Below are 23,442 nucleotides of genomic sequence, written 5' to 3'. Positions count from 1 at the left end.
TAAGGATAGGCAAGTGATATCACGATAACACGGGCTGGTTGTAAGACATTGGGTTCACACCCGGTAAATCGCACTGCTCAATAGCTTGAATCAGCGCCTGAATGGCAGCAGGCCTGGGAAAGCTTTTACGCCACGCCAAGACCACTCGGCGGCTGGGGATAGGCTTCTTGAACGGAATGTAAGCCAATAAATCGTTAGGTGCCCCTGGAATCGCGCTGGCCGGCAAAACGGTAATACCAATTCCTGCCGCAACCATGTGACGTATCGTTTCCAACGATGAGCCTTCGAAGGTTCGCTGAATCCCTTCACTGGACGCTGAAAAGCGCGAAAGCTCGGGACACACTTCCAGTACCTGATCACGAAAGCAGTGACCAACACCCAGTAGCAACATGGTTTCGTCTTTAAGCTCCGAGGCGCTGATTTCTTTGCATTTGGCCCAAGGGTGTCGACGCGGTACCGCAATCACAAAAGGCTCATCGTATAGTGGATACACTTCCAGCCCCGCATCGGGTAACGGCAATGCCATGATCGCGCAGTCAATCTCGCCCTGTCGGAGCAACTCAATGAGCCGTGTCGTGAAGTTTTCCTGAAGAATCAACGGCATTTGTGGCGTGATTTCAATTTGAGCCGGAACCAAACGAGGTAATAGGTATGGCCCAATCGTATAAATAATTCCCACCCTCAACGGTCCGGCAAGTGGATCATGCCCCTCCCGTGCTATTTCCTTTAAATTACCCGCCTCCTCCAAAACCTTCTGGGCTTGAGCCACCACACGCAACCCAATAGGTGTAACGGCAATTTCATTCCCGCCTCGCTCAAACAGCGTCACGCCCAGTTCCTCTTCGAGTTTGCGAATCGCAACGGACAATGTCGGTTGGCTGACAAAACAGGCATCAGCCGCGCGGCCAAAATGGCGCTCACGGGCAACGGCGACAATATACTTCAGCTCAGTCAGCGTCATGGCAACTCCTGATCCCGTTATTAACTGCGTAAATAAACATGTTTGCCTTGCATCCATCGGTCGAGATGCATCTGCGCAATGTCGCGTGCGTTCGACAATAGTTCGGTGGCAAGCGACTGGGCTTGTTCGACAAGAGCGGTATCCGTTTCGATGTCGGCAAAACGCAAAAGCGGCACGCCCGACTGCCTTAAACCAAGAAACTCGCCCGGCCCCCTCAGCGCCAGGTCACGGCGGGCAACCTCGAAACCATCAGTTGTTTCGTACATCGTACGTAAGCGTTGACGCGCAATAGCCGACAAAGGCGGCTGATAAAGCAAAACACAAACTGATTGCTCGGCACCACGGCCGACGCGACCGCGCAGCTGATGCAACTGCGCCAAGCCGAATCGCTCGGCATGTTCGATCACCATTAAAGTTGCATTCGGCACATCGACCCCGACTTCGATCACTGTTGTGGCGACCAGCAAGGATATTTCACCGCTGCGAAACGCTTCCATTACCTCGGTTTTCTCGGCGGATTTCAGGCGACCGTGAACTAGGCCGATACTTAAATCCGGCAACGTTTGCTGTAAATAAGCATGGGTATCCACAGCGGTTTGCAACTGCAGCGCCTCACTTTCTTCAACCAATGGGCACACCCAGTACACTTGCCGCCCTTTCTGTATCTCGGAATGGATATGCGCAATGAGCTCCTGCCGACGACTGTCGGCAACCAACTTCGTTACAACTGCCCGGCGCCCTGGCGGCAGCTCGTCGAGCACCGAAACGTCGAGATCGGCAAACAGTGTCATGGCCAATGTGCGTGGAATCGGGGTGGCGCTCATATTGAGCTGATGCGGCAGCAGCGGCGCATGAGAGACCTGCTGCTCACCTTTTTGCCCTAGTGCCAACCGTTGCCCCACGCCAAAACGGTGCTGCTCATCCAGAATCACCAACCCTAAACAATGAAACTCAACCGAAGCCTGGATAAGCGCTTGGGTGCCCACGACTAATTGCGTTTCGCCGCTGGCAATGGAGCCTAGAACTTGTTGTTTGCTTTTGCTTTTCTGGCTTCCGCTTAACCATTGAACCTGAACACCCAAAGGCGTCATCCAGGCTTGCAGCTTGTGATAGTGCTGTTCGGCCAATAATTCGGTTGGTGCCATCACCGCCACTTGGGCACCACTTGAAATTGCTTTAAGCGCAGCAAACGCAGCCACAATGGTTTTCCCGCTGCCGACATCGCCCTGCAACAAACGATGCATGGGATGCGCGCGTGACAGATCTTGACTAATTTCGTTGATGACCCGTTCTTGCGCGCGGGTCAATGCGAAAGGCAGGCGTTCACGCAAGGCACTAAACAACGGTTCATGATTCGCGTTCAGAGGGGTTGCCGTTTGTTCCAGGCGCAATGCCCGCGCTGAAGCCAGAGACAGCTGTTGCGCCAGAAGCTCGTCGAACTTGATCCGTTGCCACGCAGGATGGGAACGTTCTTCAAGGCTGGAGAGCGTAGTTTGCGTTGGTGGGTAGTGAAGCGTGCGTACTGCTTGAGCAAACGGCATCAGCTTGAAACGATAGCGAATTGTGTCCGGCAATGTATCGGAAAGGTCGGCGCTTTCAAGTGCCTGACCGATAATTTTCCGCAAAACAGGTTGTGTTAACCCATCTGTGGTGGAATACACGGGAGTGAATGTGGAAGCAAGCGCCCCTCCTGCTCTGCTGACGCGCGGATGCACGATTTCCAATCCGTTGAAACCAGAGCGAATTTCGCCGCGAACACGGACTAATTGCCCCTTCGAAACCTGCTTTTGCTGGTTGGGGTAGAAGTGCAACCAACGCAGGAAGATGCTGCCTGTGTCGTCTTTCAATAAGGCAACAAGCTGACGACGAGGCCGAAGCTGTACTTCGTTATAGGAAATTTCGCCTTCCAGTTGTACTGTTTGCCCAACGCGCGCCGATGCGATGCGATGCAGTTGCGTTTCATCTTCGTAGCGGATGGGCAAGTGAATGACGCAATCTTGGGGCGTTCGCAACCCAAGACGCTGAAGGCGACGTTCCGTTGCCGACAATGTGCTTGTTGCCACCGTTTTTCGTTTCAACCAGGCAAGCCTGTAGTGGTATGTTAAACCACGATAATGGCGTCTACCTCAAACTGCGCCCCTTTGGGCAAACTGGCAACACCAATTGTGCTGCGGGCAGGGAAAGGCTCGGGAATGATGTCGGCCATGATCGCGTTGGCGCCGGCAAACTTGGAAAGATCGGTTAAATATAGATTCAATCGAACAATACTGTCGAGCGTGCCACCCGCCGCTTCGATCACTGCTTTTAGATTGGCAAATGACTGGCGAACCTGCCCCTCAAAATTTTCGGACACCAATTCGCCCGTACCAGGTTCAAGCCCAATTTGACCCGATAAATAGACGGTTTTCCCTGAGCCGGCCGCAATGGCTTGAGAATAAGGGCCTACTGCAGCGGGGGCGTCGTTCGAGTGAATAACCTGTTTTGTCATGATAAGTCTCTACATAAGTATTGGAGTTGAAAATACTATTAGAGTTTATCTTTCTATAGACAAAATTAACAGCCCACCGCAGCAATGAAAACTCTTATTTTTCCACGAAAGCGCGCTCAATAACGTAGTCGCCAGGATCACCGACCCCCGGAGAAATGGTAAAGCCACGGGTATCAAGCATATTGCTGATATCTTCCAGCATCGCAGGGCTACCGCAGATCATGGCGCGATCGGTTTCGGGGTTCAGATCAGGCAAGCCGGTTTTGCGGGCAAAATCACCACTTTCAATTGCATGGGTAATACGCCCTTTATTCTGGAACTCTTCGCGTGTAACCGTCGGATAATAAATAAGCTTCTCGCGCACCATGTCACCGAAGAATTCGTTGTTGGGTAACTCATTTTCGATGAAATCGGCATAGGCCAGCTCGCTAACAAAGCGCACGCCATGCATGAGGACGATTTTGTCGAAGCGCTCGTAGACTTCGGGATCTTTGATAATGCTCATGAAAGGAGCAAGGCCCGTGCCTGTACCGAACAGATAAAGATGTTTGCCCGGATTCAGGTCATCCACAACCAGCGTGCCAACCGGCTTTTTGCTAACCAGTACTTCATCGCCCACCTTCAAATGCTGCAAGCGCGACGTTAATGGACCGTCGGGCACCTTAATGCTAAGAAACTCGAGGTTTTCTTCGTAGTTGGCACTAGCGATGCTATAAGCACGCAGCAGCGGTTTGCCTTCCACTTCCAGACCCAGCATAACGAAGTGTCCATTGTGGAAACGCAAGCCGGGGTCGCGCGTGGTGGTAAAGGAAAAAAGCGTTTCGTTCCAGTGATGAACACTGAGAACTTTTTCTGAATTGAAAGCTGCCATAATAAGTGTCTTCTTCGGTGGTTAGAGCATAATATATGCCGTTTTATTAGCAAGCCTTCAGCATAATTGCATTAATACGCTGCATTTAGGTTTGCCATACCTGCCCATATCTGATTTTCAGGCTTACTACAATTTTACCAATTTATCCTGTAATTTCAATAGATAAGTTGTTAGACCACAACTTTTCAAATTGTTTGACGGTTTATTTCCCATTTGCCTGACCTGACAATAATAGAGTGCTTACGCTTTATTAAGGCAAGACCATACCCCTTTATTCCTGATTTATGCTATTCTATTTGAGAATCATTGTTATTTACAAACTCAACAGTGTTTTCATCCAGCCGTGCAAGTAGTGCACTGCGTGCGGCTTTATCATTAATTCGTAACAACGCCTATTTCCGCTTCGGAGTCTCTTCATGAAGTTATTTTCCCGTGCTCTGCTATCTGCAATCGCACTTTCCGGACTATTCACCGCTGCGTCTGCGCAGGCCAACGAAGTAAATCTGTACACCACGCGCGAACCAGGCTTGATACAGCCGATTATCGAACAATTCAAAACCGATACCGGTATCAACGTAAACACCGTATTTGTTAAAGACGGCCTGCTTGAACGTGTTAAGGCTGAAGGCGATAAATCCCCCGCCGATGTGCTGATGACGGTTGATATCGGCAACTTGATCGACCTGGTACAGGGCGGCATCACACAACCCGTTGAGTCCAAGACACTTAACGAAGTTATTCCCGCTAATTTGCGCGGCGCCGACAACCATTGGTATGCCCTTTCCTTACGCGACCGTGTTGCCTACGTAGCAAAAGAACTCAACATCGACAGCCTCACGTATGAAGACTTTGCCGACCCAAAATGGAAAGGTAAGGTGTGCATCCGCTCAGGTCAGCACCCATACAATACAGCGCTCATCGCCGCCATGATTGCACACAACGGTGTTGAGGCCACAGAAACGTGGCTGGAAGGCGTTAAAGCAAACCTGGGGCGCAAAGCTGCAGGGGGTGATCGCGATGTTGCCCGCGATATTCTGGGCGGGATTTGCGACATTGGCATCGCAAACGCTTATTATGTGGGTCGAATGAAAAATGCCGAACCCGGCAGCGACAACCACAAATGGGGCCAGGCCATTAAAGTCATTCGTCCTACTTTTGCCTCTACAAAAAGCCAGGGTACCCATGTAAACATCTCCGGCGCAGCTGTGGCAAAATATGCCCCTAACAAAGACAACGCGCAGGCATTGCTGGAGTATCTGGTGTCAGATAAAGCCCAGCAAATGTATGCACAAGCCAATTATGAGTATCCGGTTCGCGCCGGTGTTAAGCTTGATCCTGTTGTCGCGAGTTTCGGGCCACTTAAAGTCGATCCGCTGCCGCTGGTTGAAATTGCCAAGCATCGTAAAGAAGCCAGTAAGCTGGTAGACAAAGTTGGGTTCGATCAATAACAACTCGTTCAACCCTTCTGTGAAGGCTGCACAGCCGCAGGGTGTGCAGCCTGCTTCGTTTCAGGAACCGACTCGTTTGCCGCTACCCCGCCCTCTCCAATTTGGATCCGATGCCGGCTGGCGGCTGGGCGCATTATTCATTGCAATATGCGTTATTACGCCGGTTTTAACGTTGGGCGGTTTAGCCGCCGGCGGCTCGCTTGAGCACTGGGTGCACCTGCTTAATTACGTTATCCCCACCGCGTTTCAAAATACCGTTTTATTGTTGCTGGGCGTGGGTGTGCTTGTAACCTGTTTAGGCACTGGTGCAGCCTGGTTGGTTACGGCTTTTAGCTTTCCTTCGCAGCGCATCTTATCGTGGGCCCTTTTATTACCGCTGGCTGTCCCCACTTATATTGTTGCGTTTGCCTATCTCGATCTCCTTCATCCTATTGGTCCAGTTCAGGAACTCATCCGCAGCATTCTGGGCTATTCCAGTGCACGTGAATTTCATCTGCCCGATATCCGTGGGCTCCCCGGCGCCATTCTCTTACTGGGCTTTGTCCTTTACCCCTATGTTTATCTAAGTACGCGCGTCATGTTTTCAACACAGGCGGCCAGTTTGCTGGAGGCCGGGCGTATTCTGGGCTTATCCGGTAGGGGTGTATTCCTTCGCGTTGCCCTGCCCCTGGCGCGTCCGGCTATTGCCGTGGGGGTCAGTCTTGCCCTATTGGAAACGCTGAATGATATTGGAGCGTCTGAGTTTTTAGGTGTACATACTCTAACCGTTTCGGTTTACACCACCTGGGTTACGCGAACCGATTTGGCCGGTGCAGCACAAATCGCACTGGCCATGTTAGCGATTGTGGTGGGGTTGATTTTACTTGAGCGTCAGGGGCGCAAAAGGCAGCGTTATGCCAACACCCAACGCATGCGTCCCGTCCAACCCAAGCAGCTTAAAGGCATGGCCGCACTCGTGGCGGTCATATTAGGCTGGATTCCCATCGTAGTGGGCTTTATTGCGCCGGCGCTTTACTTGCTGAATGAAACCATCAAGCATTTGCAAATCAAGGGGGGTGTCTCGGAACAGCTTTTACTGAGTGGCTTCAACACACTGCGAATCGCACTCATCGCCACCTTGGTGGTGGTTTTTTGCGGCTTGGTGGTTACCTGGGCCGCGCGAGGCGCGCGCGCCTCGTCATGGTCCGGCACTTATCATGCGTTAGCCCGTATTTCCACAATCGGCTATGCCCTACCCGGCACGGTGCTGGCCATTGGCCTGCTCACCCCTCTCATTTATTTCGACAATGCCATTGGTTGGCTCGTGGAAGTGTTTTCCGACAGCAGTCCGGGGCTTATCCTTATGGGGTCGACCACCGCATTGGTCTGTGCTTATGTCATCCGTTTTCTCGCCATTTCCGTGGGGGGAATCGAATCGGGTTTGGCACGCATTCCTCCCTCACTAGAGCAGGCCTCGCGTTTGCTGGGTGAGTCGGCAACGGGAACATTGAAAAGAGTTCATTTACCTTTATTGCGCCCCGCCCTGGGCGCGGCTGCCTTATTGGTTTTCGTCGACACCATGAAAGAATTGCCGGCCACGTTATTATTACGGCCTGTCAATTTCGAAACGCTGGCCACCTGGCTTTACGCCGAGGCCGCACGCGGGACATACGAAGAAGGCGCCGTCGCTGCACTGGCCATCGTACTGGCAGGGTTGCTGCCGGTTATTGTATTGGCCCGAAAGCAATTGCAATCCGGACACTAAACCACGCTATGCCTGAAGATCATTTAAAGCTGGATCACATTTCACTGGCCTACGACACACCCGAAGGGTTACTGCCGGTTGTCGACGACCTATCACTCACGCTTCAAAAAGGTTATATCGGGTGCCTGTTGGGTGCATCGGGCTGTGGGAAAACGACGGTTTTGCGCTCGATAGCCGGGTTTGAGCCCTTACGCGCGGGAAAAATTTTCCTGGGTGAGACGCTGTTATCGGAACCCGGTTATCAGGTTGAACCGCAGCATCGCAATGTCGGCATGATGTTTCAAGACTACGCCTTGTTCCCGCATCTGAATATTGAGAAAAATGTTGGCTTCGGCCTGCAACACAAAAATCGTCACGAGCGTCGTGATCGCGTGATGGAGATGCTTGAGCTGGTTGGACTAACCGACATAGCAAGCCGTTTTCCACATGAATTGTCAGGTGGGCAGCAACAGCGTGTTGCATTGGCCCGTGCGCTGGCCCCCGAACCCGAACTCCTTTTGCTCGACGAACCCTTCTCGAATCTGGATGTCGACACTCGGGAGCGGCTGGCTTTCGAGGTGCGCGACATTCTTCAGGCAACCGGTCATACCGCCCTGCTGGTGACGCATAATCAGGCGGAAGCGTTTGCCATTGCCGATCGTATCGGTGTTATGGAAAAAGGGAATATCGTGCAATGGGATTCACCCTACGGCCTGCACCATAACCCGGTTAGCACTTTCGTTGCCGACTTCGTGCGTCGCGAAGCGCTTATGGCGCAACGGGCGCAAGCCTATTTGCGCGGTGAAGGCAGTTAAACTTAGCTGCTTCCGGCTTTATCAACAACTTTCATTGCGGAAGCGATTAACCCACCGATGTCAGATAGGTTGGACGGCAATATCAAAGTGTTGCTTTCTTTGGCCAAATTCGCAAATGCATCAACGTAGCGCTCCGCCACGCTCAAATTCACTGCTTCGATACCCCCGGGCTGGTTGATGGATTGCGCAACATGTGAAATAGCCTTTGCCGTGGCTTCGGCAACGAGCAGTACCGCCTGTGCCTCACCTTGCGCCTTGTTGATCTGTGCCTGTTTTTCGCCCTCCGAACGGGCGATGAAAGCCTCGCGCTCTCCTGTTGCGATATTAATCTGTTCTTGCCGGCGCCCTTCAGAAGCTGCAATCAATGCCCTTTTTTCGCGCTCTGCTGTAATTTGCGCCTGCATGGCCCGCAGAATTTCATTGGGCGGCGTGAGGTCTTTGATTTCATACCGAAGCACCTTAACGCCCCAATTCAAAGCAGCGTCATCCAGTGCCGCTACCACGGTACTGTTAATTAACTCCCGCTCTTCGAAAGTGCGATCGAGCTCCATTTTGCCAATGACTGAGCGCAAGGTAGTTTGTGCAAGCTGGGTAATGGCAAAAATATAATTTGATGAACCATAAGAGGCCCGCATTGGATCAGTGACCTGAAAATAAATCACCCCGTCGACCTGCAGTTGGGTATTGTCTTTGGTAATGCAAACCTGGCTGGGCACATCAAGCGGAACCTCTTTCAGCAAGTGCTTGTAGGCAATGCGTTCAATAAAGGGAATAAGAAAGCCCGCGCCCGGCGATAATGTACGATCGTATTTACCCAAACGCTCGATCACCCAAGCATTTTGCTGCGGCACAATCGCGATTGATTTCACGACAATAACAAAAGCTAATGCGGCACCGATAATCGATACGAACAGCGAAAAATCAGAATCTAGGAATGTCATGACAGTTACTCTTCAGGTTCCAGGATCAGCACCGTGCCATCCATTTCTACAATTTTGTGCGGGCCTGGCTTGGTCGCTGCCCCTTCGGCCAAACGCGCATCCCAGCTCGCACCCCGGTAGCGAATCTTGGTGCGATTGCCTTCCGACCACGTCGTAACCATAATGGTTTGGCCGATATCTAAAACAACATCGCGATTACGGGCGGCATTTATTTCACGTTTCTTTAAAAATCGGGTTTTACGCAGCACGATTAAGCCCAAACCGGTAATGACGGCAACAACCGCAATTTGCGCTGCAAGCCCGGTGCCCGTAGCGGCGGCAACCCCGGCAGCGGCAAACCCAACGGCAATCAACAATAGATAAAAAGTGCCGCTTAGAACCTCTCCAATTAGGGCCAAAGCCGCTATACCAAACCAGAACCACATAAGAGTGCCTTAATCATAAACACCCGAACGCCGGGCGGACGTTGTTAGCGTAACTGAAAACCTTCGTGTTCAAGCAGCGCCACCTTACGTTCCAGGCCACCACCGTAGCCGGTAAGCCGTGCGTCTGCGGCCACAACCCGATGACACGGCACAATAATAGAGACGGGATTACGACCTACAGCCACACCAACCGCCCGATACGCCCCAGGCGACACCCCGGCGGTACGCCCCAACTCACCATAAGAAATAAGCTGATCTTCGGGTAACTTTGCCAGGGTTTCCCAGACTTTCACCTGGAAATGCGTACCCTTAAGGGAAAGCGGCACGGAAAAATACGTTAATCGCCCACGAAAATAAGCGTCGAGCTCTTTCATTGTTTGTTCGAAATACGATAAGACCGAATCGGGTACGGATTCGTTTGCGCTCTGCGCCCTGTTCGCGTCTTCGGCAGCCACCCCGCGTTGCCAATTCACTTTGGTATACAAAGGATGACGCAGTGCCTTGCCGGTATTAGCGGAACGTGTAAAAACCCTATAGCGCCGCAGCATTGTGCCTTCATGCTCCCCGGCCTGCGGGTTGCTGATTCTTTGCGTGCGATGCCGATCCAGCGCGATTGGACAATCACGTTGGTCGGAAAAATAGAAACCGGCCAAGCCGGCTGTGTCGGCGGCTAAAACAGCCGACCCTAATGGCGTTTCTATTTCTCGATGAAATAAGGTTTCTGCTTGCATAACGGAGAATTACCGTACAGTATGGTTAAAATCGCATTTATCGGCCATTTTCATGCGGGGTGAATAATGAGAAGAAAAAGTGAAGCCAAACGCAACGCCATACTTCAAACTGCGCTTGCCGTGTTTCGCGAAGTTGGGTTTGAAGCCGCGTCCATGTCGCAGATTGCAGCTCGCGTAGGTGGCTCAAAAGCAACGCTATACAACTATTTTTCTTCGAAAGAAGAACTATTGCTTGAAGCCATGCATGCGTCTGCCCGCGAACACGGTGAGAATATTATTGCACTTATCGGATCGAATGGCGACGTACGTGCGCAACTCACGCGCTTCGCTTATTCGCTCATGCAGGTATTGGCAACGGAGGAAACCCAGCAAGTGTTACGGGTTGCCATTTCCGTAAGTGGCAAATCCACCATAGGACGCCGTTTTTTTGATTTGGGAACCGAGGTTGTATGGCAACGGGTTGCTCAGTTCATGAGGCAACAGGCACAAGCCGGATATTTGCGAAAAGACGACCCCGATGTGATGGCCATGCATTTTCGTACCTTGTGCGAATGCGACTTAATGGCCCACCTGCTAGGGGCCGGGCCAACTTTGAGTCGTGAACAAATGAATGCCAAAGCCACCCTTTTAGTTGATTTGTTCCTACGGGCACATGGCAACAATTCAGAAAAATGCCCGGAACCCGCTCACCTGGTTTAAAACATGTGTGCGGGCCGGGCATCAGGCACTGACTGAAACGACTTATTTTGCCGCCAGACGCTGCCAAGTATCAACCACCGTATCAGGATTCAACGACATCGACAAAATGCCTTGATCTCGCAACCATTCAGCCAGATCCGGATGATCGCTGGGCCCTTGGCCACAGATACCGACATACTTGTTCGCTTTCAAACACGCTTGAATTGCACGTGCCAACATGAACTTAACGGCATCGTCTCTCTCATCGAAGTCGGCTGCCAATAACTCCATGCCCGAGTCACGATCAAGGCCCAAAGTGAGCTGTGTCATGTCATTCGAACCAATGGAGAATCCATCAAAGTGCTCAAGGAACTGATCCGCCAAAATAGCGTTGGAAGGCACCTCGCACATCATGACGACACGTAAGTCATTCTTGCCGCGCTCCAAGCCGTGGCTGGCCAACAAGGCAATGACTTTTTCAGCCTGCTTTACCGTCCGCACGAACGGCACCATAATTTCAACGTTGGTCAGGCCCATTTCATCACGAACCTTACGCAGCGCCTCACATTCCATACGGAAGCATTCTTCGAAATCTTCGGCCAGATACCGGGACGCACCACGGAAACCCAACATGGGGTTTTCTTCTTCAGGTTCGTAACGAGACCCACCCACCAGTTTGCGATATTCGTTCGATTTGAAGTCGGACAAGCGAACAATAACGGGCTTGGGGTAAAACGCCGCACCGATTGTGGCCACGCCTTCGGCGAGCTTTTCAACGAAGAAAGCACGCGGGCTGGCATAGCCACGTGCCGCCGACTCCACCGCTTTCTTCAAATCGCTGTCGACATTGGGATAATCGAGCACGGCTTTCGGATGAACGTTGATGTTGTTGTTGATGATGAACTCAAGACGCGCCAGGCCGACACCGGCATTCGGAATTTGGGAAAAATCGAACGCCAATTGTGGATTACCCACATTCATCATGATCTTCACGCCGATTTCCGGCATTTCACCCCACTGAACCTGCTCGATTTCTGTTTCGATCAGGCCATCATAAATACGACCTTCGTCGCCTTCCGCGCACGATACCGTCACCTCTTTGCCACTGGTGAGCACATCGGTTGCGTTACCGCAACCCACCACTGCAGGGATACCAAGCTCGCGAGCAATAATGGCGGCATGACAAGTACGGCCGCCACGGTTGGTTACGATGGCGGAAGCCAGTTTCATCACGGGCTCCCAGTTCGGGTCGGTCATGTCGGTAACCAGAATATCGCCGGCGCGAACCTGATCCATTTCAGAAATATCGCCGACGATACGAACTTTACCGGAACCAATTTTCTGGCCGATTGCACGCCCGGTAATTAGAACGTCACCCGTTGCTTTCAAACGGTAACGCTCCTGAACGTCGTGCCCCGACTGTTGCGACTTAACGGTTTCCGGCCGGGCTTGCAAAATGTAGATTTTTCCGTCGACGCCGTCGCGACCCCACTCGATGTCCATGGGACGCTGATAGTGTCTCTCGATGATTACAGCATAGCGCGCCAGCTCAATGACCTCGTCGTCGGTTAACGAATAACGATTGCGTTCGGACACAGGGACGTCAACTGTGCGTACAGAGGAACCCGAGGCACGTTCAGCGTCAAATTCCATTTTCAGGAGCTTGGAGCCGATGCGACGACTGATAATGGGGTAATTTCCAATCGCCAGCGTAGGCTTGAACACGTAAAATTCGTCGGGATTCACCGCACCCTGGACCACGGTTTCGCCCAAGCCGTAAGATGAAGTGATGAACACCACGTCATCAAAGCCCGATTCAGTGTCGAGCGTAAACATAACACCTGCACTGCCAAGATCGGAGCGCACCATGCGCTGAATACCGGCGGACAAGGCCACGTCGGCGTGCGCATAACCTTTGTGAACACGATAGGAAATAGCACGATCGTTGTACAACGAAGCAAATACGTGACGGACTTTGTCGAGTACGTCGTCGATGCCTACTACGTTCAGAAACGTTTCCTGCTGACCTGCGAATGAAGCGTCGGGCAAGTCTTCGGCTGTTGCCGATGAACGTACCGCGAACGAACCCTTGCCGTCGGCATCGAGCTTGGCAAATGCCTCGCGAATGGCCTGCTCCAGTTCAGCCGGGAAAGGCGTTTCAACAATCCACTGACGGATTTCCGCCCCGGCCGACGCCAACTCCCGGACATCGTCGGAATCAAGCGTTTCAAGGCGCTGCACAATACGCTGGTCGAGACCGGTTTGTTTCAAAAAGCCGCGAAAAGCGTCTGCCGTGGTGGCAAACCCACCCGGAACGCGAACCCCTGCTTCTGATAACTGGCTGATCATCTCGCCCAGTGAGGCGTTTTTTCCTCCTACCGAGTCAACATCCGACATGCGGAGCTGCTCGAAAGATACAACATAAGACATAAAGTCACCTTTAATGCGATAAAAGAAAGCTTGTTTGCTTATTGCGCAGGCAGGCTTGTGCTATAAATCTGTGCACTAAGCAAACGAGCCTCGCCATCTTTCGGTGTAAAGGCAACACGCAATTGTACCCGTTCCACCTTCAATATGGGCTGATTCAATCAATGACTTCCTCTACCCGCGAACGCACCGTTTTTATTGTTTCCGATGGCACCGGCATTACTGCCGAAACATTCAGCCATTCTGTGCTGTCGCAATTTGAACAGGTTTCTTTCCGGACCATTCGCCTACCCTTTATAGATAGCCGGGAAAAACTAATAGAGTCAGTTGAGCGGATTAACCGCAATGCAGTTGAAACAGGGGATGCCCCCCTGGTTTTCAGCACCTTGGTCGATCCGGAAATGGCCGAAATTTTACGTGGTGCAAATGCAACATTTCTTGATCTTTTCGGCACTTTTGTGAAACCACTGGAAGAAGCACTGGGGATGAAATCGAGCCATTCGGTGGGGCGTTCTCATGCCGGCGGCAGCACCAAGCAGTACCGCGACCGGATCGAAGCCATAAATTTCAGCCTTTCACACGACGACGGCCAATTCATCCACGACCTGGCAAAAGCCGATGTGATTCTGGTTGGCGTTTCACGCTGCGGCAAAACGCCAACCAGCCTTTATTTGGCCATGCAATATGCCATTAAAGCGGCAAACTTTCCGCTGATTCCCGAAGACTTCGAGCGTGGTAGCCTGCCCTCTACACTGGCGCCGTTTCGTGCAAAGTTATTCGGTTTGTCAATTCAACCCGAACGCCTCTCGGAGGTGCGCAATGAGCGCCGGCCCGACAGCAAATACGCTTCGTTGGCGCAATGCCGATATGAAGTTGCCGAAGCCGAGCGGCTCATGCGCATGGAAGGCATCCCGTTTTTATCCACTACCACCCGGTCGATCGAGGAAATCTCAACCAAGGTACTGCAGGAAGTGGGGTTGGACGGGCACAAATATTAAATGCCCCGCATCATGGCGGACGTTAGCCCGCCATGACACTGTTCAACAACCAAATGTTGTAGGCAATATACGACGCCAGTAATATCACGCCTTCAATTCGGTTAAGCCTGCCTTCACCCCGAAAACCATATGCCATAACGAACAGGCCGATCGTCATGACCATCATCACCGGCCAGTCGCGTGTTAAGACATCGGGAGACAGTTGCGGCATGGGCGAAATAACACCGGCAATACCCACTACCGCAAGCAGATTGAACATATTGGACCCCACCACGTTGCCAATGGCGATGTCGTGTTCTCCCTTACGGGCAGCAATGACCGAGGCGGCCAGCTCGGGCAATGACGTTCCCAAAGCCACAATTGTCAAGCCGATGATGAGATCACTGACGCCCAGTGACTGAGCAATCGTCACCGCGCCCCATACCAGGATGCGCGAACTGACAATCAGCAAAACCAGGCCTATACACAACCACATAATCGCGCGCCCGAGTGGCATGGGATGCGCCGTTAACTCTTGTTCGGTTTCCACCTCCAGCGCATCACCCCGTCCTTTGATTGCCGCGAAAATAGTCCAGCCGATCAGCCCAAAAAAACCGGCCAATAAAATAAACGCCTCTAAACGGCTAAGCTCACCGTTCCAGAACAGCGCTCCGCAGAACAACCCGATCAGCAATAGAATCGGCAACTCTTTGCCCACGATTTTCGAATGTACGGCAATCGGAGCAACCAGCGCGGTAACCCCCAGGATAAGGCCGGTATTCACGATATTCGAGCCCAGCGCGTTACCCAGCGCTAAATCTGGGTTGCCGTCGATGGCGGCCATCGCCGACACCACCATTTCCGGGGCCGAGGTGCCGAACCCGACAATGACCATTCCAATCAGCAATGACGGCATACCCGCATGCTTGGCGGTGGCTGCGGCGCCGTCAATAAAACGATCGGCACTCCAGATCATTAACGCGAAACCACCCAGTATCGCGAGCGCAGCCAAAATCATATTATTCTCCAGATAAAAATCGACGACGGTGCTCAAACAAGCAAATTGCCGTCGCGGCCGCGACGTTCAATGATTCAATATTGCTTGCTTGAGGAATATAAACTTTCAATTGAGCAATCGCTTCAAGCGCAGGCAAAATGCCTTGCCCTTCATTACCGGCCAACCAGGCTATGTGGTGAGGAAGCTTAGCCTGATATAAAGAGACACTTCCCTGCAGCGTCATAGCCGCAAGTGGAACTTCCAGCCTGTCGAACAACGCTTGCAAATCACAATTTTCGTGAATGGCAAGGGAAAAGTGCGCCCCCTGCGCACTACGCAGCACTTTAGGCGACCAGGCTGCTGCGCAGCCCGTCGAACAATAAACCGACCCAACCCCTGCCGCCGCTGCAGTACGGAAAAGGGTCCCCATATTTCCAGGGTCCTGAACACGATCGAGCCACAGAACCGTTTCTTTAATATGCTCGGGAATAACGGCAGCAGGAGGCGCGACGATAAAACCTACGCCCTGCCCCTCCTCTACCTGGTCCAGTTTTTTCATCAGGCCGGAAGCAAGCAAAACCTTCGATTGGTCGGGTACCGCCCGATACAGTGCTTGTATTTCAACACTTTGGTCGACACGGCTTGCGTCGAAAACGGCAAATTGCGGCGGCGTTGCCCCGTGCTGCAACCAGGCTTGACACAAGTGCACGCCTTCCAACCACGCCTGGTTGCGGCTTTTGCCATTTGCAACCCGAACAAAGCTTTTGAATAATGCATTGTCTCGCGACTCGATTTGCTTCATTACGTCACACCTTTGTGTAGCAAAAGGGCGTCTCGCACAGGACTGAAGCTTTTACGGTGTGCCGGGCACGGCCCAAACTCGGCCAGCCGCTGTCGATGCAATACGGTACCGTAGCCCTTATGACGTGCAAAATCATAAACGGGATACTGTTCATGTAACGCTTCACATACTGCATCACGCGCCGTTTTCGCCAAGATCGATGCGGCGGAGATGGCGGGCACTTTACTGTCACCTTTAACAATGGCTTCGGCCGGGCCGTTTAAACCATGTGGTATCCGATTACCGTCGATAAGATACGCCGATACGGCAAGCGTCAGGCCGTCGCACGCTCGGCGCATTGCCAACATGGTGGCCTGCAGGATATTCAGCTCATCAATTTCCTCTACCGATGCGCTGGCAACACACCAGGCCAGGGCCGAATGACGAATCCGATCCGCCAGCACATCGCGCTGGGCCGGCGACAGTTTTTTGGAGTCGGCCAGCCCCAAAAGGGGACGATCGGGGTCAAGCACGACCGCTGCCGCGAAAACCGGGCCGGCCAAAGGCCCCCTGCCGGCTTCATCAACACCCGCAACATACTCAGACCTGGAAAGAGACTCAAACAGTTGTGTCTGCTTCACGATTCAAGACTTTTAAAATAGCGTTTGCGGCCCGTTTCGGCGTGTCGCACTTCAGGCTTTGATGTAATTGTTCAAACTTTTTTTCAACGTCGGCAACATAGGTTTCATCCGACAAGGCATTCCAACAAGCCTCAGCCAACTTTACAGGGGTGGCATCGTCTTGCAATAACTCCGGCACAACAAAGTCCTGCAACAGAACGTTAGGCAAACCTACCCACGGCACATAGGGCTTTTCCTGGCCAGACTTCCAGGCCATTAGACGTCGCATCATGGGTGACAACACATATGAAATGACCATAGGTCGTTTGAAGAGTGCCGTTTCCAATGTGGCAGTGCCGCTGGCAACCAGAACCGCATCGGCGGCCTCCATTGCTTCCCATGCCACCGGACGTCCCTCCTGTAAAGACTGATCGATAATCAACAAATGCTCAATCGCATTCTCTTGCGCAATGGCTTCGAATTCCCGCCGCCGTTGTTGATTCACCATAGGAACAACAATTTGCAAATCGGGGGATTGTTTTTGTAATAACTGCACCGCTTGCAGGAACCGTGCGGAAAGCAGTCGCACTTCCGATGCCCGGCTTCCCGGTAAAACAGCTAATACTTTCCGATTAGGATCCAGGCCCAACCGCGCCTGGGCGGCTCGACGATCAGGTTGTACGGGAATCAGGTCGGCCAATGGATGCCCAACAAATGTCACCGGGATACCTTCCCGTTCATATAACTCAGTTTCGAACGGAAACAGAACCAGCATGTGCGAAACAGATTCGCGTATGGTGTGAATGCGGCTATAGCGCCAGGCCCAAATCGACGGACCGACAAAATGCACAGTAGGTACGCCGGCTTGCTTCAACGTTTTTTCCAGCCGCAGGTTGAAATCCGGTGCATCGATACCAACAAACACATCGGGTTTGTTTTTTAACCAGCGCGAACGTACGCGGGAGTATGTGTGGAGCAAACCAGGCAGCCGTTTCAAGGCATCAACGTAGCCAAAGACCGACAGTGCATCCATGGGATACCACTGGCTCAGGCCTTGCGCCCGCATGGCCGGTCCACCAATACCTTCAAACTGCCCTTGCTCAATGTGTTCCGTGAGACCCGCCATCATTCGCGCCGCCAACAGGTCACCCGAAGGCTCCCCGGCAACCAGCCCGATACGCGTTGTCATAAGCGAGCGATACCGCGCCCGTCGGCGGTTAGAAAATCGATAAGCACCTGCAATGCGTCATGCGCTCCGCTACGCTCAGCTTGTAAGTTGCGAATTGCGTCAAGCGCCTGCTCGACATTCAATTGACGCCGATACAGGCATTTGTACGCCTCTTTCAGTGCGGACACTGTGTCCGACTCGTAACCGCGCCGCTTAAGGCCTTCGGAGTTAATGCCCACAGGGCGGAAAGGATCGCCGGCGCCCATCACGTAGGGAGGAATATCTTGGCGAATGGAACTGGTGCCGCCAACCATGCTGTGCGCACCGATACGTACAAACTGATGCACCGCACTGGAACCGCCGATAATGGCCCAATCTCCAATGTGGATATGTCCTGCCAATTGCACGTTGTTAGCCAGAATAGTTTGATTAGCCACCTGGCAATCGTGCGCAATGTGTACATACGCCATGATCCAGTTATCGTGCCCAACGCGGGTAACACCTACATCTTGCACTGTACCGGTATTAATGGTTACATATTCGCGCACCATGTTGCCGTCGCCGATTTCCAGGCGTGTGGGTTCACCCTGGTATTTTTTGTCTTGCGGCATACCGCCTATTGAACAAAAGCGGTAAAAAGTATTATTACGCCCAATCGTTGTATGGCCGTCAATAATGCAATGCGGGCCCACTTGCGTGCCTTCATCAATACTCACGTTTGGACCAATAATGCTATAAGGCCCAACACTGACACCATCGGCCAATTGGGCCTCGGGAGCCACCAGTGCCGTTGGGTGAATCGAGTTCGTCATGCGTCTTCCAGAACGCGAATTGCGCACATGAGTTTAGCTTCCGCCACCTCCTGACCGTCAACCGTAGCCCGACCCGTATATTTGCACATAGTGCGACTAATGCGATCGGCGGTGACTTCCAAACGTAACTGGTCGCCCGGCACAACAGGACGCCGAAAACGCGCGCCGTCGACCCCCACCAAATAGTAAGCAATTTGTTTGTCACCCGGATTAACGGTTTCGTCTCCCTCGAAGGAAAAAAGTGCAGAAGCCTGGGCCATCGCTTCGATAATCAGCACGCCCGGCATCACTGGGTGATGGGGAAAATGACCTTCGAAGAATGGCTCGTTCATTGAAACATTCTTGATCGCAACGATACTTTTACCCGGCACCATTTCCAGTACGCGGTCAACCAGCAGCATCGGATACCGATGCGGCAGGCGCGCCATTATTTGCTTGATGTCCAGTTCCATAATTATTCCTAAGCGCTTTGCGCGCCATACCTAATACAAACGATTCAATCCTGATTTTTTTCGCAGGCCCGGACCCGGCGTCGCAACTGCGAAAGCTGGGAAATAACGGCTGCATTTTTTTGCCACTGAACGTGCTCGGCAAATGGATAAACCCCGGTGTAACGCCCCGGCTGAGCAACATTTGACGTGATAGCCGTACCACCCGAAACGTGTACATCGTCGCCCAACGTGATATGGCCGGACAACATCGCCGCCCCGCCGATGGTACAACGTTTGCCGATCACAGTTGACCCCGCCACACCGACACACGCCGCCATGGCGGTGTGGTCACCAATATGCACATTGTGTGCAATCATGATTTGGTTATCCAGCTTTACGCCGTTACCAATAACCGTATCGTCGAGCGCGCCGCGATCAACCGTGGTATTGGCACCAATTTCCACATCGTCACCAATATGTACACCACCCAATTGGGCAATTTTGGCCCAGGCACCCTGGCTGGATGGGTCAGGCGCAAAACCAAAGCCATCTGCCCCAATCACCGAGCCGCTATGCAAAATAGCCCGGCTACCGATTTGAACACCGTGATAAATGGTCACGCGGGCGTGCAGCAGGCAATCGTGCCCTAAAACACTCTTTTCCCCTACTACACACCCTGGGCCGAGACGCGAACCGGAGCCGATACGGGCATCCGCTTCAACAACACAATGCGGCCCAATATGGACGTTTGATTCAAGCTGTGCACTGCTATGAATAACCGCAGTGGGGTGAACTCCCGACGGGAGCCGGCTAATTCGATGGCGATCAAACCACTGTGCCAGCAACGCATATAAAAGATAGGGCTGATCGCACTTAACCAGCCGATACGAAAGGTCTCGATCTTTCAGCGCTTCAAATACTTCTGGCGGGACAATAACCACAGCAGCTTTACAGCGATCGAGCTCTGCCTTCAAACGAGGATTCGACAGGAAACTAATCTCGTTGGGCCCCGCCTGTTGCAAAGAGCCGATTCCCTGGATAATGGGATCCGGCTGTGAGTTATCTGCAATAAATGTATTCAACCCTGCCGTATTAACGTTGGCCAGCAGATTAGTTAAAGAAGGCGCCTGTTCAGGCGCGAGCAACACCGGCATGAAATTTTAGCCACCCAACGCTTGAAGAACCTGGTCGGTAAGATCAACACGGGGGCTAACGGTAACGGCGTCTTGAATAATCAAATCGTAGCCCTGGCTCTCTGCAATCTGCTGAATGGCTTTGTCAGCCTGCTCAACAATATTCGAAAATTCCTCGTTGCGACGACGATTGAAGTCTTCCTGAAATTCACGACGCTTGCGCTGCAGGTCGGAATCGAGATCAGCCAGTTCACGCTGACGACGAATACGATCGGACTCAGACATGACCGGAGCGTCTTTGTCGAACTCCTGGGCCATATTACGCAAGCGGTTTGCCAGGTTTTGCAGCTCCTGGTCGCGTGCTTTGAATTCCGACTCGATTTTGGCCTGGGCTGCTTTAGCAGGTTTGGAGTCGCGCAGGATGCGCTCTGTGCTGACAAAACCGATTTTTGTTCCCTGAGCCTGAACGGAAGGCACGGAAACCAGTGTTACAGCACCTAAAACCGCCGCCACGGCGATTGCACGATGTGCACGTGCCAAACGATTAACGACGGAAATGAGGGTCGATACAGATTTAGACTTCATGAACAATCTACCTTGCGAATTAGCCGAAAATAAAGAGCTATTGTGCCATTAATTAGGTTTCATTAAAAACCGGTGCCAATCTGGAACTGGAATGCCTGCAGATCGTCACCCGGTTTCGAGTTAAGTGCTTTACCCCAGGAAATTTCCAATGGCCCCATGGGTGATTCCCAAGAGAAGCCGACACCTGCGGAATAGCGCCAACCGCATGGGTCTTGCACGTTGCCGCCAATACCGGTGTAGCACGGTGAACTTCCTGTTGTTGAAACCTGCCCCGCATCGGCAAAGATAAACCAGCGCAAAGTGCGATCGCGAGAGGCGCCCGGGAACGGCAGGTAAAGTTGCACGTTGCCGACGAAGCGGCGCGAACCGCCCAGGTAATCACCTGTACGCGGGTCACGTGGCCCCAGCGAGGCCCCCTCATAACCACGCACGGACCCCAAACCACCGGCATACATGTTCTTGATAACCGGGAAGGTTTTGTCGCCATAGGTATGGCCCCAGTCAGCTGACGCATTCAATGCAAGCGTAAAATTGCGGCCCAGAGGCAAATAGTACTGTTGTTGCGCTTTCAGCATGTAGTAGCGCAGATCGCCTGTGGAGAAGTCGGCTGCCAAACGGGTGAAGCTACCCCGGCGTGGAGCGATGGCGCTGTCACGCGTATCCTTTGACCAACCTACGTTGAAAATAAGCGCGTTGGTCGACTCACCATATTCGTTGACGAAGTCGGTATAGGCCTGTGGCGGATCGTAAAGCTCGAGTTTATTGTGCTCGTATGTGAAACCGGCGAACACCCGATCGTACTTGGAAATAGGAACGCCGAAGTTAAGACCGCCGCCATAGGCGGTAACACGGTAATCACCCTGGTTGCCGTCACGCGTGTCGTATGGCCTCGTACGGCGATAGTAGAGCGACGTGGTTTTGCTGATGCCGTCTTTGGTCCAGTAAGGGTCGGTGTGGGCAACAACCAGTGTACGGTTGGTTTTACTGGTGTTGACGTCTAACGACAAACTATTGCCGCTACCGAAAATATTGTCCTGACTGATACCGAACGACAAAATCACTTTCTCGGTTGAACCATAACCCACGCCCAGATTGATCAGGCCGGTGGGCTTTTCTTTAACGTCAACATTGATGTCAACCTGGTCGGGTGAACCCGGCACCGGTGCCGTCTCGACATTCAGTTCATTGAAGTATCCCAGACGATCAATGCGATCACGCGATTCCTTGATACTGTTTGCGTCATACCAGGCAGCTTCTTCCTGAAGCATCTCACGGCGTACGACGACGTCGCGTGTACGTGTGTTACCGCCAATTTGAATGCGACGCACATAAACGCGACGGCCGGGATCAACATAAAACGTTAAATCCGCTTCTTTGTTTTCGCGATCGAGCACCGGGTTAGGGTTCACATTGGCGAATGCGTACCCCAGCCCGCCCAGATAATCGGTAATGGCTTCAACGGTGGCATTGGCATTCGCAGCCGAAAAGGTTTCGCCTTCTTTTACCTGAACCATCTCCTGCATTTGTGCGTCCAGGCCGAGCAAGTCGCCCGCCAGCTTCACACTGCGCACTTTGTAGGGTTCGCCCTCGTTGATGGTAATGGTGATGTAAATGCTTTCCCGATCGGGCGAAATCGTGACCTGCGGCGGCTCCATGCTGAACTCAAGATAGCCGCGATCCAGATAAAAGGAACGGATGGTTTCGAGATCGCCTTCCAGTTTTTCCCTGGAGTATTTATCGGTGCCTGTGTACCAGGTCATGAGGCCGGAGGTGGTCAACTCCATTTCATCGCGCAGATCACTCGACGAAAAGACCTTATTACCGACAAAATTGATACGACTGATCGTGGCGACGTCGCCCTCAAAAATATCGAAACTGATACCCACACGGTTGCGGGGCAGCGGCGTAATAATAGGCGTAATTTCCACGCCGTATTTACCTTCCGACAAATACTGCTGCTTGAGCTGAAATTCGGCTTGCTCAAGCAATGCCTTGTCGAACACCCGGCCAGGGCCGAAACCCACACCCGCCAGCGCGCTGTTCAACACTTCCGTATCAAAAGCACGCATGCCATTAAACGTAACCGACGCAATAGTGGGGCGCTCTTTCACCTGAACCACCAACACATCATTCTGCGTATCGATGGTCACGTCGCTGAAAAATCCGGTGGCATACAAACGCTGGATTGCCTCGGCTGCTTGCTCCTGCGTAAATTGTTCGCCCACCTTGACCGGCAAATAAGTAAAAATGGTGCCGGGGTCAACGCGCTGTACGCCTTCTACACGAATATCCTGAACAACAAATGGATCAAATGCATTGGCCAGACCGGGTACCAGCAACGCCGTGAATACCAAAGGCATAATGCGGCGAGCGAGCGAAAACTTACGACGAAACGACATCCTGGCGAGTCCTCAGGTGATCAAATGGTGG

22 protein-coding genes are annotated in these 23,442 nt (G+C 52.5%); 5 read left to right on the top strand and 17 right to left on the bottom strand.

Annotated features, from left to right (window positions below; genetic code table 11):
* Positions 1-19: 19 nt before the first annotated feature.
* From G9Q38_RS11375 to G9Q38_RS11360, 4 genes are all read right to left on the bottom strand, one after another.
* The gene (locus G9Q38_RS11375; RefSeq protein ID WP_114421729.1) at positions 20-961 is read right to left on the bottom strand and encodes a LysR substrate-binding domain-containing protein; all 942 of its coding nucleotides are present in this window, start codon (positions 959-961) and stop codon (positions 20-22) included.
* Between the two features lie 20 nt (positions 962-981).
* Complete coding sequence (gene recG / locus G9Q38_RS11370) at positions 982-3,024, bottom strand: ATP-dependent DNA helicase RecG (RefSeq protein ID WP_228276120.1); 2,043 nt, start codon at positions 3,022-3,024, stop codon at positions 982-984.
* 38 nt (positions 3,025-3,062) lie between these two features.
* Positions 3,063-3,449, bottom strand: coding sequence for a Rid family detoxifying hydrolase (locus tag G9Q38_RS11365; RefSeq protein ID WP_114421727.1), 387 nt, complete (start codon positions 3,447-3,449; stop codon positions 3,063-3,065).
* Positions 3,450-3,543: 94 nt separating this feature from the next.
* On the bottom strand, positions 3,544-4,320 hold the full coding sequence (locus G9Q38_RS11360) for a ferredoxin--NADP reductase (protein WP_114421725.1): 777 nt from the start codon (positions 4,318-4,320) through the stop codon (positions 3,544-3,546).
* Between the two features lie 416 nt (positions 4,321-4,736).
* Here G9Q38_RS11360 and G9Q38_RS11355 point away from each other — a divergent pair, with 416 nt between their 5' ends.
* The 3 genes from G9Q38_RS11355 (at position 4,737) to G9Q38_RS11345 (ending at position 8,306) form a co-directional block, all read left to right on the top strand.
* On the top strand, positions 4,737-5,768 hold the full coding sequence (locus tag G9Q38_RS11355; protein WP_166131021.1) for a Fe(3+) ABC transporter substrate-binding protein: 1,032 nt from the start codon (positions 4,737-4,739) through the stop codon (positions 5,766-5,768).
* A 76-nt stretch (positions 5,769-5,844) separates the two neighbouring features.
* Positions 5,845-7,512 (top strand): ABC transporter permease, encoded by a 1,668-nt coding sequence (locus tag G9Q38_RS11350; RefSeq protein ID WP_166132387.1) that lies wholly within the window; start codon positions 5,845-5,847, stop codon positions 7,510-7,512.
* Positions 7,513-7,520: 8 nt separating this feature from the next.
* Positions 7,521-8,306 (top strand): ABC transporter ATP-binding protein, encoded by a 786-nt coding sequence (locus G9Q38_RS11345; protein ID WP_166131019.1) that lies wholly within the window; start codon positions 7,521-7,523, stop codon positions 8,304-8,306.
* Between the two features lie 2 nt (positions 8,307-8,308).
* Here the strand turns inward: G9Q38_RS11345 and G9Q38_RS11340 are convergent, their stop codons facing one another.
* From G9Q38_RS11340 to G9Q38_RS11330, 3 genes are read right to left on the bottom strand one after another with little or no spacing between them, the layout of a single operon-like run.
* Positions 8,309-9,247, bottom strand: a complete 939-nt coding sequence (locus G9Q38_RS11340; protein ID WP_119442672.1) for an SPFH domain-containing protein — start codon at positions 9,245-9,247, stop codon at positions 8,309-8,311.
* Between the two features lie 5 nt (positions 9,248-9,252).
* Positions 9,253-9,672: an NfeD family protein gene (locus tag G9Q38_RS11335; protein WP_166131017.1), complete on the bottom strand. Its 420-nt coding sequence runs from the start codon at positions 9,670-9,672 to the stop codon at positions 9,253-9,255.
* A 44-nt stretch (positions 9,673-9,716) separates the two neighbouring features.
* Entirely contained in the window at positions 9,717-10,403 is a 687-nt protein-coding gene (locus G9Q38_RS11330) for a methylated-DNA--[protein]-cysteine S-methyltransferase (RefSeq protein ID WP_228276119.1), read from the bottom strand.
* A 66-nt stretch (positions 10,404-10,469) separates the two neighbouring features.
* Between G9Q38_RS11330 and G9Q38_RS11325 the strand changes: the two genes are divergently transcribed.
* Positions 10,470-11,102: a TetR/AcrR family transcriptional regulator gene (locus G9Q38_RS11325; protein ID WP_114421720.1), complete on the top strand. Its 633-nt coding sequence runs from the start codon at positions 10,470-10,472 to the stop codon at positions 11,100-11,102.
* 42 nt (positions 11,103-11,144) lie between these two features.
* Here the strand turns inward: G9Q38_RS11325 and ppsA are convergent, their stop codons facing one another.
* A complete protein-coding gene (gene ppsA, locus G9Q38_RS11320) occupies positions 11,145-13,511 on the bottom strand; it encodes a phosphoenolpyruvate synthase (RefSeq protein WP_119515611.1) in 2,367 nt (788 codons plus the stop codon).
* Between the two features lie 161 nt (positions 13,512-13,672).
* Between ppsA and ppsR the strand changes: the two genes are divergently transcribed.
* Positions 13,673-14,506: a posphoenolpyruvate synthetase regulatory kinase/phosphorylase PpsR gene (ppsR, locus tag G9Q38_RS11315; RefSeq protein WP_114421718.1), complete on the top strand. Its 834-nt coding sequence runs from the start codon at positions 13,673-13,675 to the stop codon at positions 14,504-14,506.
* Positions 14,507-14,528: 22 nt separating this feature from the next.
* Here the strand turns inward: ppsR and G9Q38_RS11310 are convergent, their stop codons facing one another.
* The 9 genes from G9Q38_RS11310 to bamA form a co-directional block, all read right to left on the bottom strand.
* The gene (locus G9Q38_RS11310) at positions 14,529-15,503 is read right to left on the bottom strand and encodes a calcium/sodium antiporter (protein WP_166131014.1); all 975 of its coding nucleotides are present in this window, start codon (positions 15,501-15,503) and stop codon (positions 14,529-14,531) included.
* Between the two features lies 1 nt (position 15,504).
* Positions 15,505-16,284, bottom strand: a complete 780-nt coding sequence (locus G9Q38_RS11305) for a TrmH family RNA methyltransferase (RefSeq protein WP_114421716.1) — start codon at positions 16,282-16,284, stop codon at positions 15,505-15,507.
* On the bottom strand, positions 16,284-16,904 hold the full coding sequence (gene rnhB, locus G9Q38_RS11300) for a ribonuclease HII (protein ID WP_199532539.1): 621 nt from the start codon (positions 16,902-16,904) through the stop codon (positions 16,284-16,286). The genes G9Q38_RS11305 and rnhB overlap by 1 nt, the downstream gene beginning before the upstream one ends.
* Positions 16,882-18,072 (bottom strand): lipid-A-disaccharide synthase, encoded by a 1,191-nt coding sequence (lpxB, locus tag G9Q38_RS11295; RefSeq protein WP_166131011.1) that lies wholly within the window; start codon positions 18,070-18,072, stop codon positions 16,882-16,884. The genes rnhB and lpxB overlap by 23 nt, the downstream gene beginning before the upstream one ends.
* Positions 18,069-18,863 (bottom strand): acyl-ACP--UDP-N-acetylglucosamine O-acyltransferase, encoded by a 795-nt coding sequence (gene lpxA, locus G9Q38_RS11290; protein WP_166131009.1) that lies wholly within the window; start codon positions 18,861-18,863, stop codon positions 18,069-18,071. Before lpxA ends, lpxB begins: the two co-directional genes overlap by 4 nt.
* Positions 18,860-19,315, bottom strand: a complete 456-nt coding sequence (gene fabZ / locus G9Q38_RS11285) for a 3-hydroxyacyl-ACP dehydratase FabZ (RefSeq protein WP_114421713.1) — start codon at positions 19,313-19,315, stop codon at positions 18,860-18,862. Before fabZ ends, lpxA begins: the two co-directional genes overlap by 4 nt.
* Positions 19,316-19,359: 44 nt before the next feature.
* Positions 19,360-20,448, bottom strand: a complete 1,089-nt coding sequence (lpxD, locus tag G9Q38_RS11280) for a UDP-3-O-(3-hydroxymyristoyl)glucosamine N-acyltransferase (RefSeq protein ID WP_119442664.1) — start codon at positions 20,446-20,448, stop codon at positions 19,360-19,362.
* Positions 20,449-20,454: 6 nt separating this feature from the next.
* Positions 20,455-21,012, bottom strand: coding sequence for an OmpH/Skp family outer membrane protein (locus G9Q38_RS11275; RefSeq protein ID WP_114421711.1), 558 nt, complete (start codon positions 21,010-21,012; stop codon positions 20,455-20,457).
* A 62-nt stretch (positions 21,013-21,074) separates the two neighbouring features.
* Complete coding sequence (bamA, locus tag G9Q38_RS11270) at positions 21,075-23,411, bottom strand: outer membrane protein assembly factor BamA (RefSeq protein ID WP_166131006.1); 2,337 nt, start codon at positions 23,409-23,411, stop codon at positions 21,075-21,077.
* Positions 23,412-23,442: the final 31 nt, after the last annotated feature.

Origin of the sequence: Pusillimonas sp. DMV24BSW_D (genome assembly GCF_011388195.1) — a bacterium.
GTDB classification, from domain to species: Bacteria; Pseudomonadota; Gammaproteobacteria; order Burkholderiales; family Burkholderiaceae_B; genus Neopusillimonas; species Neopusillimonas aestuarii.
Note: the sequence above shows the minus strand (reverse complement) of the source record. Positions and strands in the feature narration are given on the sequence as shown.

Excerpts from the sequence above, each read along its gene's own strand:
- fabZ (WP_114421713.1), bottom strand. The coding sequence starts at position 19,315 with ATGGAACTGGACATCAAGCAAATAATGGCGCGCCTGCCGCATCGGTAT.
- ppsR (WP_114421718.1), top strand. The coding sequence starts at position 13,673 with ATGACTTCCTCTACCCGCGAACGCACCGTTTTTATTGTTTCCGATGGC.
- G9Q38_RS11310 (WP_166131014.1), bottom strand. The coding sequence starts at position 15,503 with ATGATTTTGGCTGCGCTCGCGATACTGGGTGGTTTCGCGTTAATGATC.
- bamA (WP_166131006.1), bottom strand. The coding sequence starts at position 23,411 with ATGTCGTTTCGTCGTAAGTTTTCGCTCGCTCGCCGCATTATGCCTTTG.
- G9Q38_RS11275 (WP_114421711.1), bottom strand. The coding sequence starts at position 21,012 with ATGAAGTCTAAATCTGTATCGACCCTCATTTCCGTCGTTAATCGTTTG.
- G9Q38_RS11360 (WP_114421725.1), bottom strand. The coding sequence starts at position 4,320 with ATGGCAGCTTTCAATTCAGAAAAAGTTCTCAGTGTTCATCACTGGAAC.
- G9Q38_RS11305 (WP_114421716.1), bottom strand. The coding sequence starts at position 16,284 with ATGAAGCAAATCGAGTCGCGAGACAATGCATTATTCAAAAGCTTTGTT.
- G9Q38_RS11345 (WP_166131019.1), top strand. The coding sequence starts at position 7,521 with ATGCCTGAAGATCATTTAAAGCTGGATCACATTTCACTGGCCTACGAC.
- G9Q38_RS11355 (WP_166131021.1), top strand. The coding sequence starts at position 4,737 with ATGAAGTTATTTTCCCGTGCTCTGCTATCTGCAATCGCACTTTCCGGA.
- lpxB (WP_166131011.1), bottom strand. The coding sequence starts at position 18,072 with ATGACAACGCGTATCGGGCTGGTTGCCGGGGAGCCTTCGGGTGACCTG.
- G9Q38_RS11365 (WP_114421727.1), bottom strand. The coding sequence starts at position 3,449 with ATGACAAAACAGGTTATTCACTCGAACGACGCCCCCGCTGCAGTAGGC.
- lpxD (WP_119442664.1), bottom strand. The coding sequence starts at position 20,448 with ATGCCGGTGTTGCTCGCGCCTGAACAGGCGCCTTCTTTAACTAATCTG.
- G9Q38_RS11325 (WP_114421720.1), top strand. The coding sequence starts at position 10,470 with ATGAGAAGAAAAAGTGAAGCCAAACGCAACGCCATACTTCAAACTGCG.
- lpxA (WP_166131009.1), bottom strand. The coding sequence starts at position 18,863 with ATGACGAACTCGATTCACCCAACGGCACTGGTGGCTCCCGAGGCCCAA.
- G9Q38_RS11335 (WP_166131017.1), bottom strand. The coding sequence starts at position 9,672 with ATGTGGTTCTGGTTTGGTATAGCGGCTTTGGCCCTAATTGGAGAGGTT.
- G9Q38_RS11340 (WP_119442672.1), bottom strand. The coding sequence starts at position 9,247 with ATGACATTCCTAGATTCTGATTTTTCGCTGTTCGTATCGATTATCGGT.
- ppsA (WP_119515611.1), bottom strand. The coding sequence starts at position 13,511 with ATGTCTTATGTTGTATCTTTCGAGCAGCTCCGCATGTCGGATGTTGAC.
- G9Q38_RS11375 (WP_114421729.1), bottom strand. The coding sequence starts at position 961 with ATGACGCTGACTGAGCTGAAGTATATTGTCGCCGTTGCCCGTGAGCGC.
- G9Q38_RS11330 (WP_228276119.1), bottom strand. The coding sequence starts at position 10,403 with ATGCAAGCAGAAACCTTATTTCATCGAGAAATAGAAACGCCATTAGGG.